This window comes from Mucilaginibacter sp. P1_D10, from assembly GCF_056406215.1.
The window spans coordinates 180,722-192,605 of sequence record NZ_JBFUAP010000006.1; the positions used below are offsets into that span (position 1 = coordinate 180,722).

General features: G+C 48.1%; 10 protein-coding genes. All 10 read right to left on the bottom strand.

What is annotated here, in order from left to right:
* Positions 1-63 precede the first annotated feature (63 nt).
* On the bottom strand, positions 64-876 hold the full coding sequence (locus tag AC1DYT_RS11405) for a glycosyltransferase family 2 protein (protein ID WP_477469731.1): 813 nt from the start codon (positions 874-876) through the stop codon (positions 64-66).
* Positions 873-1,430: an LbetaH domain-containing protein gene (locus AC1DYT_RS11410; RefSeq protein WP_477469732.1), complete on the bottom strand. Its 558-nt coding sequence runs from the start codon at positions 1,428-1,430 to the stop codon at positions 873-875. Before AC1DYT_RS11410 ends, AC1DYT_RS11405 begins: the two co-directional genes overlap by 4 nt.
* A gap of 321 nt (positions 1,431-1,751) precedes the next feature.
* Positions 1,752-2,969, bottom strand: coding sequence for a glycosyltransferase (locus AC1DYT_RS11415; protein ID WP_477469733.1), 1,218 nt, complete (start codon positions 2,967-2,969; stop codon positions 1,752-1,754).
* Positions 2,966-4,057 (bottom strand): glycosyltransferase family 9 protein, encoded by a 1,092-nt coding sequence (locus AC1DYT_RS11420; protein ID WP_477469734.1) that lies wholly within the window; start codon positions 4,055-4,057, stop codon positions 2,966-2,968. Before AC1DYT_RS11420 ends, AC1DYT_RS11415 begins: the two co-directional genes overlap by 4 nt.
* Positions 4,058-4,090: 33 nt before the next feature.
* On the bottom strand, positions 4,091-5,452 hold the full coding sequence (locus AC1DYT_RS11425) for a hypothetical protein (protein WP_477469735.1): 1,362 nt from the start codon (positions 5,450-5,452) through the stop codon (positions 4,091-4,093).
* A gap of 33 nt (positions 5,453-5,485) precedes the next feature.
* Positions 5,486-6,727, bottom strand: a complete 1,242-nt coding sequence (locus AC1DYT_RS11430; protein WP_477469736.1) for a glycosyltransferase family 4 protein — start codon at positions 6,725-6,727, stop codon at positions 5,486-5,488.
* Positions 6,728-6,881: 154 nt separating this feature from the next.
* Positions 6,882-7,970, bottom strand: coding sequence for an acyltransferase family protein (locus AC1DYT_RS11435; protein ID WP_477469737.1), 1,089 nt, complete (start codon positions 7,968-7,970; stop codon positions 6,882-6,884).
* Between the two features lie 55 nt (positions 7,971-8,025).
* On the bottom strand, positions 8,026-9,183 hold the full coding sequence (locus AC1DYT_RS11440; protein WP_477469738.1) for a glycosyltransferase family protein: 1,158 nt from the start codon (positions 9,181-9,183) through the stop codon (positions 8,026-8,028).
* Between the two features lie 7 nt (positions 9,184-9,190).
* Positions 9,191-10,321: a glycosyltransferase family protein gene (locus AC1DYT_RS11445; protein WP_477469739.1), complete on the bottom strand. Its 1,131-nt coding sequence runs from the start codon at positions 10,319-10,321 to the stop codon at positions 9,191-9,193.
* A gap of 437 nt (positions 10,322-10,758) precedes the next feature.
* Positions 10,759-11,877 (bottom strand): glycosyltransferase family protein, encoded by a 1,119-nt coding sequence (locus AC1DYT_RS11450; protein ID WP_477469740.1) that lies wholly within the window; start codon positions 11,875-11,877, stop codon positions 10,759-10,761.
* Positions 11,878-11,884: the final 7 nt, after the last annotated feature.

The window sequence follows — 11,884 nt, forward strand, 5'->3', positions numbered from 1 at the left end:
AAAAACGTACTGATAACCATCATGTTGCCGATGGTGTGATTACGTTATTTTTCGGATGCCACTTCATTTGCTCAACATTTCTTTTGTTTTCAGCACTATAAAATATTCATAGATAGCCTGCATAGTGGCGTAAGTAACACCCGCTGCACCATCTAAAAACGCCCGCCTTACCACCACCATATAAACCCATTTAATAACAGGCCGGCCTGGCAATTTATAAAAAAGGCCTTTTTGGTGATAACGGCGCTTCGTAAAATCGGCACTGAACAATGCTTTACGTACTGAGAACTTCTCATTTGCATCCATTTGCTGCAACCGCATAGCCGCTTCCATATCTGCATACCCAAGGTGCCTGGTAAACCAAAACCTAAAACCCTTGCTAAAGGGGTAATGATCCAGGTAACCGTCTATCCGGGCCACTGCACCATCCGGCACCGATACCGGGTTAACGAGCCTTTCGTACCGCATTTTGCCGGGCCGGAAAAGCCGCAGGTAAAATGGCGATACCTGGGCATGCTTTAGCCATTTGCCGTTCCAGGCAAAATCGCGGCGCCGTATCTCATAAGCTACGTTCGTATCGCTGGCATCAAACAATTGCAACGATTTAAACAAACTTTCCGAAACCCGCTCGTCGGCATCAATATATAGCACCCACTGGTATTTAAAAGCTATATTGGCTAAACCCCAGTTTTGATGGGCCGACCAGTTATCAAACTTACGGCTGGTGATTTTTGCACCCGCCGCTTCGGCTATTTCAATCGTCTTATCATCGCTCAGCGAATCATACACGTGTATATCATCGCACCAGGCAACAGATTCGAGGCAACCCGGCAAATCCTGCTCTTCGTTTTTGGTAAGTATTAAAACAGATATCATCGATCAATATCATTAACCATTACCCTTGCCTTAAGCGGCCTGCACGGATGGCCGGCGCATACCGTCCATTCGGGCATATCATTTATCACTACCGAACGGGCTCCAATTACACAGCCGCTTGCAATAACTACACCGGGGTGAACAAACGCTTCGGCTGCTATCCATGCATTCTCGCCCACGTAAATAGGCTTAGTAACCAGGGGCGAACCGGCCCTGGTATAATCATGCGTACCGGTACATAAGTAAACACCCTGCGAAATTACCGCCCTGCGCCCTATAGTAATTTTACCTTGCGAATACAATGTGGCGCCGCTGCCAACCCCGCATTCATCGTGCAGCTCTAAATTCCAGGGTGCCCATATTTTTACGCCCGGATACACGTGCACTCCCTTGCCAACCTTTGCACCAAAACAACGGAGCAAAAACGAGCGCCACGCATGAAAAGGCCTTGGCGAAAGCCTGAAAAAAAACAGCGACGTAATTTGCCATATAACCCTGGCCGCACGATTGGCTACAGAAAAAGATGGACCGGTGTATGTATCCTGATTAATCATTTAATCAATAAGAAATACTAAAATTGGATACGCCACAATAATATTTGTTTAATTCGCGATGTGCTTTCAATAAAAAAAGCTGATTTATTTTGCGCAAAATTGCGCCTTTACAATCGTTACTATTTTAAGCAATAATACTAAACTTATACAATTTTTACCAATATTATTTATTTATAGCAACAGATTGCTGCAATTATTAAATTTTCAATATCTGCCAACACTGCATCAGCCCTCCCTGGCAAGCCCGGGTGTAAGCAACAACAGGCAAGCCGATTACGATAAAAGAAAAAATCAATTAAAAAAAATTGAGTATTTGCCCACCTACTGTCCCTCAAAAATTGCCTTTATAAAGTGCTTGGCAACACGTTCTATATCAAAGTGTTCTTTAAATACCACAAGGGCTTTTTGTGCCATGCTTGTTTTTTGGGCAGGAGACAAATTTACCCAGGTATTTAACAGTTGGCGGGTGCCATCAAACGTATCGGCAGCCGCTACGCCGCCGCCGCCGTTTTCTATCTCTTTCCAGATATTTACCTGTTGCGATACCAGCACCGGCTTTTCGCAGGCAAGAGCCTCCACAACGGCTATCCCAAAATTTTCCTGATGACTGGGCAGCACAAAAGCATCGCAATTGTAAATGGCGCCCCATTTTACATCTCCGCTAAGCATGCCGGTAAAATGTATGTTTTCTTTTACATCGGGGTAATGGGCCAGCAACCGTTGTAATTCCTTACCGTACGATGTATTTAAGCCCGGCCCCGCAACAATTAATTTATAACAGGCGTTTGTGCCGTTTATCTGTTTGTTCACTATTTCGGCGTAGGCCTTTATCAATAGATCTACCCCTTTCTTTTTGTGTATGCGGCTAAAAAAAAGCAAAAAGGGCTTGCCTTTGGCACCGGGGCATTTACTATAAAAGGCTTCGTCCATTTGCGCGGAATGCTGTGGCGGCGCAATAATGCCGTATCCAACATTCATCTCTTTTTTGGGGTGGTATGGAGAAAACGCCATTCGGGCAAGTTCCAGCTCGGTTTGGCAGGTAAAAAACAGGCCATCGGCATCGTTTACTACTTTGCTTTCTATTAACTTCCAATAAAACCAGTTGCGTATAGCTTTTAGCCTGCGATCGGCAGCGCGCTGAAAGTACGGGTCAAGCATGCCATGCGGCATTACATATAACTTGGGCGGCGCAACCAGTTGTGCATTTTTTTGGGCCTTTTTTTCCAGTTCCCGCTTTACGCTCCAGCCCGCATAGCTCGAATATAGCCACAGACCGTTGATGATTATCACATCAAACCGCGCCATATTGGCCAACAGCCAGGGGCGTAATTTATCAGAATATTGCCACTTGCCGCGGGCGGGGCCTAAGGCATGTATGGTAAAATTGTCCATCCCTAAAAATGGACTATCGGGCGCATCAAGGCTCACCACTTCCCTGCTGATGCCGTTATGCATTAGCTGAGGGTTGGTATTCCGTATGCCCTGGCAGGGGCCACCACTGGCCGGATCCATGCTTGCAATAATGTGCAACAGCTTCATTTAAATGATATATTAGTTTTATTATGCCCCTTTGCTTTAAGTATATCCATGGCTGCCCCTATCACCTCATCGGGCGTTATCGATAGGATGCATTTCTTATGCTGCGTTACACATACATCCAGGCAGCAGCCGGCGCAATCTGTTTTATGATAGATGATTTTGTTGCCGTTGCCACGCGGGTACCACTGCCTTGGGTGGTGCCTTGCCGAAAAAATGGCTGCGCAAGGCGTGCCTACTGCTGCGGCCATATGCATAGGACCGCTATCGTGGCCAATAAATAGCTCTGCTTGCTTCATTACCGCGCCGGAAACCCTTGGCGAGGTTTGCCCGCATAAATTGATGCCGTTGTCGCCCCATGCGGCTATACATCCATCGGCCCTGCCGGTTTCATCGGGGCCGCCAAGCATTACCAGCTGCCAACCGGGCAGCAGCATCCCCAATTGCTTCAGCATGCTTTGCCAATTAGCTTCTTCCCAATCATTTACCTGGTTTTTAGTACCTGTGCTTGCCGCTATTATAGGCTGCCCCGCCGCAAGCATGCTAAGCTTTTCGCCGGCGGTTACCAGTTCTTGTTCCGTAAAACGCAAGTCCCAGTATTTCTCATCATCCAGTGGTATCGGGCCAAGCGCTCCTACCCTTCGGGCCAGCCTCTTAGCTTCCCATTCCAAATCCCCGGTCAACTCATCAACCGACAATATAAAATCGGGCAAAACCTGCGGAAAACCGATGGTGTTTTTGATACCGGCGGCTTTAAAAAAAAGCCAATCCCTAAAAACGGTGAGCTTGGTTTTTAAAAGCGTATTTAAGATACGCACGCCGGCAAGGTACACTACGGTATCTATTTGGAGCGCCCTTATCTGCTTTATCAACTCCAATAAAACTTTGACGTTGCGGGTGCCCACCGGGTAGGCCAACACCCTATCGAAGAAATAGCCCTGCCCCAAAATACTCTCCAGCGGGGCAGCCTTTGCAGCTACAGGGTTATTTGTTAAAAGGGTTATATCTGCATCGGGGTAAGCCTCCCTTATTTTATGAAAAGCGGGCAAGGCAATAACGGTATCGCCAAGGCTCCCTAACCTGTATATCATTATTTTTTTTGGAGGGCTACCCATTAATGTAAGCTATTGAACCTGTGCAGGGGCAGGCGCTTTCATGGCTGCAATAGTTAAGCCGCCCATTATTATACCAAACCCCAGCGCCGTTGGCTGCGCCCATTGCCCCTGCGCTACCGCCTGGAAACTAACGCTCACCATAAGCCATGGCAGCATGTTATTAAGCCGCAGGCGTTTGTAAGATTGCGATAACATCTTGATACTCAATGCCATGCGCACAATAATAGCTGTCATGCCAAAAATGGCTCCCATCTCGCCTATCATTCGGCCCCATTCGCCTTCTGCAATCAAAAACACGTCAGATCGGCCAATAAGCAACCTTGCACCTGCGTTGGTGCCCATCCCTATGCCGAAGCCAAAAAAGGGCAAATCTGAGTTGGCGAAAGGCTCCAAAATACTGGCACCCATACGGTTGATGATGGTATTGTTAATGGTACCCTCGCTTTCCTTAGCCGTATCGAACCGCGAGGTTAACACGGCAATAGCGTTCTTGAAGAAATCGAGGTTACTTAGCAGTGCCAAAATAATAACAAGGCCTATGGCTGCAAAAAACATCCTCCCCAAAAGCCGGGGGGTGCGGGACACAGAAGCCAGGGCAAATGCCCCGGTAAGTATCACTTGTATGAGCAAACCCCGGCTTATCGATATCGGGATTGCCGCAATAAGCGATACGGTGGCTGTTATCAATAATATCCTGTTAATTTGTTCGGTAGAAGTAAGCCAAAAATATACCACGAAAACCGCCACGAACGAGAAGAACTGTGTATTGCCTGTTGTGAACGAGAAAGTACCCGGCGGCCTGAAATATCCTAGCGCCCCGCTAAATCCCCCACCCTGCGAATCTGATCCTATCCCTTTATTTACGAATGCCGATTGTGGGCTGTAAAATTGTAGCGCGATAAGCAAAAACATAGGTATAGACATCCATAGCACTATTTTACCCAGCTTAACAACGTCGTCGCGATCGAAAATTTTCCCTATCAAAAATATAAGCGGGAAGTGGAAGAGCAATATACGAGTACCGTATGCAGCCACCAGTAAGCTGTGGTGCCCAACCGTGATAGCCGTAAACAACGCAGCACTGCCTATAAACCCAATGATGTAAACATAGTTATTAGATGGCAGGTACCCGTTGCGCCAGGCAGTGATAAGCAGCCATATGGCAACCGGATCGCGCACTACCAGCAATGGGGTAGCCAACTGAGGCATTACCCACTTACGTAAGGCCCCTTCAAAAATCAATAAAACGAAATACACCCATATACCGTTCTTCAGCGATGCTAAGACGGCTTCGCGATCAATCCGGCTCTGAAATTTCTGGGCCGAATCGCGGGCTACTACAGCTATATTGTTATCGAGGGTAGTACTCATTAATATCGATAGATTATGAAACCTTAAAAATAATCAATTATTACGGATAATAGCGTTAACTAATTGCTGCCCATATACCGCCCATGGCCTTTTTTGCGCCGTTGCCATTGCCGACCGACCGGCCGCCTCAATCAGCTGGGGCTTCATCAATATATTTTCTATTGCCGCCCGAAGGCTATCGGTAGAGCCGGCCTCCATCAACCAGCCGTTATCGTTATGGGTTATGATATCGGGCCCGGCGGTACGGTCGGTAGTTATTACCGGCGTGCCTTGTGCCATGGCTTCGGTTATCACCAGCCCGAATCCTTCGAATAACGACGGGAAAAGCAACACATCGTTTTCTCTCATCAGTTTTAGAACGGCGGCATGCGGCATGCTCGGTATCCACAGGTGCTGTGCCAGGGCCTCGTTCAAAACGACGCAATCATCAACCATTTTACTGCCTACCACCGTAAGCTGCACCTTGTTGCCAAAAGTTTTCACTGCCGCAAACAAATCGGCAATGCCTTTGCGCTGCGATAAGCCACCCACAAAAAGCAGCTTCAATGGCCTTGCGGCGGTAATCGTGTCATAGCTGCGTTCGCCCAAAACCGGCGGGAAAGCGTAAGGTATTACCTCTACTTTTGGCAAATCACCCGGGAAATACCCAAGCGTTTTTGCCGTAAAACTGCTGGCTACGAAAATACTTTCGGCCAGGCGTATTTCTTCGTCTTTTCGGTCGAGCTTGGGTTGCGAATCTCTCAAACCTGTTAGGGTTGCCGCCCAATCGGGCCAACGTTCGCGTTCGGCGCCCAGCATTTCGCGCGCCGCGCGCCAATAGCCAATAGGCAAATCGTAAATACACTTTATGCCGAGCTGATTCGCCCTGGTAAAAGACTGCAGTGCGCCATCTTCGTAAGCATAAATAGCATCGGGTTTGTTCCCGTTTTTCAATGAGGATAGTCTGTCGGCCACTTTGTGGTCCAGGTTACGGTACACAGCATCAACGCTGGCCCATCCGGTTTCGTGTTTTACGGCACTTTTCAGCCCTAGGCGTGGTAATATCATCCGGCCAAGTTCGCGTAACGGGTGCGTAACGATTTCGTTTTGGGGGATGGGATAAGTACGCCTCAGCCACTCCTGCCTTACGCTGCCCGGCAGCATTTTTAACCAGGGCGAGGCGGGATCTGCAGCAACCGTGGTATCAAACTCCGCAAGCATGCCTTGTTGCGACAATGCATTTATCAATGCCCGCACAAATTCATTACCCGTTGGATGCGCCAGTAGTACTTTCATAAATGCTTAGCCGACTACAATCAGCTATAAATCCCATATAGATATCCTACAAATTAACATATTCGTAAGAATATACAAGTATAATCATTGAAATTGTAATTATCAGCTTAAATATTGCTTATTGTTGCTTTATATTTAGCAAAATGAAATGGCTTTAAGCTTTCGCCGATGGTTTAGGGGTGGCTAAAAGCCATTTGAAAAACCGTGTCCAAAGGGGGCGCTGCATCTCCAGCAAAACACCCAGTAGCGAGGCTACTACCAATACTGATGCAATTACCTGCCAAAGCTGCAACATATCGTATGCCTTATAACCAAATAAAGCCCGCCATAATACGATAAGGGGGAAGTGCAGCACATACAGCGGAAAAGTTAAATCAGCCGCCTTGCGGAACCAGTTGGCAAACTTCAGTTCGGTACTGAGGTGGTCGCCGGTGGGTAATATCCACAGGGTTGTAGCTATAAACAAGCCTACTGCCCAATCTGTAACGAACTGGTTGGCGTAGTATAAGGGCTTATAGCCGATTTTACCCGGATAAAAAGGCACATAAGTTACCGCCAGCCCGGCCGCAAAAAGCCCCAATAGTACAAAAAACCAGGCGTTTGCTGCTCTTAAGGATGGGCGTGGCAATATATAGGCCAGGTAGCCCAACAGCCACACAGGCATCATCAGGATAATTTTGGGCCCGGCCACCAGTACCGCCAACACCGGCAGTATGAACGATTGCCACCCGCCTTTACGGAAGAACCAAAGCCCGAATATAGCATAATACCAAAACTCGAAACTTAAAGACCACAGCGAGCCATTCAGCGGCGGGGCCGCCGAAAACAGCCAAAGTTCGTTCACAAAAAGCCCTGAAGCAATATACCGCACCCAATCGTGCCCGCGCGAGTAAGCGGCCAGCAATTCTGGGTTTACCTGCTTAACAATTACCGCTATAACGGCCGTAATCAACAGTACCGGAATAACAATTGAACAGAGCCTACTCAAACGCGCCTGTGCATACAGCATAACGCCACGGTTCCTGCTGATAGTGGTATGCGCTATAACATAACCCGATAATACGAAGAAGATTACCACTGCCGCATGCGAAGGTTCGCCCGGCATATGGTGTGGGTGGGCAAACTTTGGAAACCAGCGGTCATAAACGTGGATATATAAAACCGTTAAAGCAGCGCCAATGCGCAAGGCATCTAAAAAGATGCTTGAGCTGCCTATGATAACGCGTGGTTTTATATTTAACATTTTGATTATGTGCGGGCATGCTGCCGCAAGTTATTAAATCTGCCTAAATTTAAGTTCAATCCGTTGTTTTATGCGGGTTCAGTACTTTGTTCATCACCTCCAAATTCATCTCGCCGAAGTATTGCTTACGGGCCTTCTGCCAATCGGCACGCGAAGGCCTCAAACTACTGATGGCTTCAAGCAATTCGAAACCCTTTTGCTTATCAGCAGCGCTCCAAATAGCGCCCAATTTTGTGGTACCCAGGAATTCGGCCAATGTACTATCGGCCGGGCCGTGGCCAAATATGGGGCGAGCCGCTTGCAAATAACTGCTTAACTTGGTTGGCAGGCTTGTTTTAGAAAAGGTATGCAGAGCCTTGCTCAGGGGGTACATGCAATACACAAAATGGCATTTTGCCAGTTGGGGTATTACTTGCTCCTCGGGCAGGGTATCGTAAAATTTAATGTTGGCCTGCAATGCAGCAGGCACGTCTACTGGCTTTAAATGGCAGCCCCACATTTGCAGCATTACCGTTCTGCTTTGCTGTTGATAAAACGCTTTGGTCAGGGCCAGGAAAGCGAACAAATCCTTTTTATCGTAGATGGAACCTATATGGCCTATAAAAACACTATCCCCGGTTTCTGGTTCTGGGGTGGCCAATATGGTGCTTTCGGGCAGGTAGCGGTGGCAAACCTCGCCCCGGCGGGCAGTTAAGCCACGGTAATAATTACGCATGCCTCCGCTTATCAAATCGAAAGAGGGCACCGTTTTTAAGGCCTTAACCGTCAGTTTTTTTGCGGCCCCGGCCATCAGCCGATAACGCACCGAACGGGCGCACAGCGCGCCGGCCCAATCATCGTGAACAGTCATGTGTACGGGCCGTTCATGCTGGCGCACAGCAAGTTCAATAGCTATGCGCAGTCCTTCGTTATGCGATACTATCCAGTAGCCATCGCAATCTATACTCAGTAATTTCTGGGACAGCTCATCAATAAAGGGCAATTTGCCGCCCTTTAGCATCTTGCGCGTTTGAGTGATATCCTTCAGCATAGGGCCACCCATCAAAGCCGGGCCGAGGTACCCGTTTTCGTAGCCCACCACAGGGCCGCTGCCAATATAATACCAGTGCACATCAAGGCCTGGCAGGTTGGCCAGCAAGCTGCGCAATATGGCACCTCCGCCCCCAACGTTTGGGGCATGCGCGGTAAAAAGGCATATTTTGGGTTTTCTCATCAGGTATCTAGTCCGCTTTATAATTATTTAATGCCCCGGCAAATTTAATTGCCACAGCAGTAACATCTGCGCCGTATGGCGTAAAAATGCTGCGGGCAATGCAATCCTCAAAGTTACCGGTGGTGTATTCTGTTACACCCGGAGGTATGGCCGGACGGGCGACACCGCCGGGTGTCCAGGGTTTGGATACGGAGATTACGGGCAGGCCATGTTCGCGCATGGCCGCATAAGAGCCACTTTTCTCTATTACTGCCAATGCCGTTGCCGATAGACCGATGGTGGAGGCCGAGAGTATCTCCGAAATGCGCTCCGGCAATAATTCTTTATACAGCCGCAAGGTTAAGCCCGCTTTTTGCCACTCGCTTGCCCATCGTTCCTGCTCGCTGTTGCCGCGGCCCATTATGGTAAGGCTGATGGGTATTTGATGTGTTTGTTGATATAAAGCCGCCTCCTGCGCAAAGGCGGCGATTGGTGCCCTATCATGTATAGCGCCAAATACCACGAAATCAATCCTGTCTTTTGGTGTCCACACTTGCCTGGTCTCCCCTATCACGGGTATATTGCCGTAAAGCGGCAGGTAAGCAGCCTCGAAACCTATTTTTGCCAGCAGCGTTTGGTAAAGTGCCGTTTGGGTATGTATAAGCGCTGGCTTAAGGTTTTTTACAAGCGATTTGATAAGCATACGCTGCGTCTTGCCCCACCACTTCAGTTTTTGCGATTCTTCGTCGGCTATGCCCACCCAAAGCTCGTGGAACATGATATGCCATTTACGGCCCTTGCTCAACCCAAGCAGCAATTTGCTTAAGCCGGTCATCAGCCCTTTAGGGTGATAACCGAAGGGCACAAACTGCAGGCTCAACCACTCGGGGTTTACCTCATCCACCCACTCTTTAGCCAGCGCGAATCTTTGTTTTATTTCTATGGCTGATGACAGGCGCATCACGGGTACATCTATGCCGTCGGCCTGCTGCGTGCCGGCATATTGCTGCGCAACATGCCTATCGGCAAGCGATAATACCGCACAGCGATGGCCCCCCTTTATCAACGCCGCAGCCAGGCGGCGCGTGTAATCGCCTACGCCATCATGCCCGGGCTCTAAGGAGCTACAGATGAAAACTATTTTTATTTTTTTTGCCATGAGGCTAAAAAAGCGCTGATAATGTGATATTTAAAAAAAATGTTTTTTTTAGATAAACGAAAACAATCTTCAACATCGGCTGTTATTTCATGCGTTGCGTCTAAAAATTTACCTTTTCGTTAATGATATTCGTAACGATTAAATATATTTGCACCGCCTCTCCCTAATTATATACTGCTATTGTTTAAGTACAAGCCGATACTTTAACATCTATGCCAAAACGTACAGTATATACTACCATGCAAAAACCTTTTCTCTATTGCGATTGCTGCGGTCAACCGTTTCATTACAAAAAACCCTTGCCGCTTTTATTAAAACCCGTTTCCTTTTTTGTGCCTATACAAAGGCTTTTCTGTGCCAAGTGCCTTTCTTCGAGCTATAAAATCATCAGCCACGAAGAGTTCAGCAAATACCAGGTTTAAGCTTGCGGCTGCTAATTATGCATTTGCACCCTGCCGCCAGAAACGTTCCTGTATATGGGTTAAACTAAATTGCTCTTTTGCCAGCGTTTTTGCGTTGGCAGATATGCCTGCCTGATTTGCCAGCAAACTCAAAACATCCTCCGCCAGTTTCGCCGCATCTAAATTACCGCAGCATACCGCCGCACTGTTTTTTGTGAGCAGGTTGCAAGCCGCGCTATCCTGCGGGCCATGGTATAGTATAGCGCCGGCCCCGCCCAAATAGCCCACCATTTTTGTAGAGAGGCTATACAAGTAAAAATCGGGCCGGGTAAATTTAATAGGTAAGTATAATATAGCGCTTTTATCCAGTTCGTGTTTTAGCTCGGCATCATCCAGCGTCATGGGGCGGTAATCGGTCTTAAATGTGCGATTCTCTAAAAAGGGCATGTGTTGCGTAGCCCGCAATATCAATTTGAACTGATGGCCCTGCGCCGTCAGCAAATCCAGTGAATCGGCCAGCACCTTAAACAAAGGAATATACTCCAGGTGCAAAAGCCCTGCAAAGTAAACCGCCATGGGCTGCTTATTATTTTCCTTGGGTTCGCTTACTTCTTTAGCGGCTACACCGTCGGTTATCAGTTCGTAATCGGCTGTGCCAAAAAGGCGGCCATATTCGTTGCCCAATTCTTCCGATATCACCAGCCTACGGTCGGCTCGTTTCCACAGTGCCTCGCTGTTTTCGGATAAACCATAAGTGGTAGAAAAATGATCGTGGAAGGATACCCAAAGCTCTTTGTTCTTGCAGAATGCATCGGTACACAAAGCTGCCGAAAAGGGACCATGGTCTACTACGTGCAGTATCTCATAATCAATTTCGCTGGCGGCCTGCTGTATTTTTTTGATGGTAGATGGCTTATAAAGCCCATACCTTAGCCATGTGCGGAAGTTGCGCACTTTCCAGCGGGCCCATTTGCGCACCAGCGGCGCTGCAAATACGATTACTTCCGCAATGGCACCGTGCCGGGGGTGCAGAGGGTTCTCCTCTATCACTAACGATACCACATCCTTTTCCCGGCCCATGAATAAGCGGCGCAGGATGCGGTTGCCGCCGCCATTAGAATATAAGGAAAACGGCTGGTAGGTTAATAGCTTCACAAGGTAT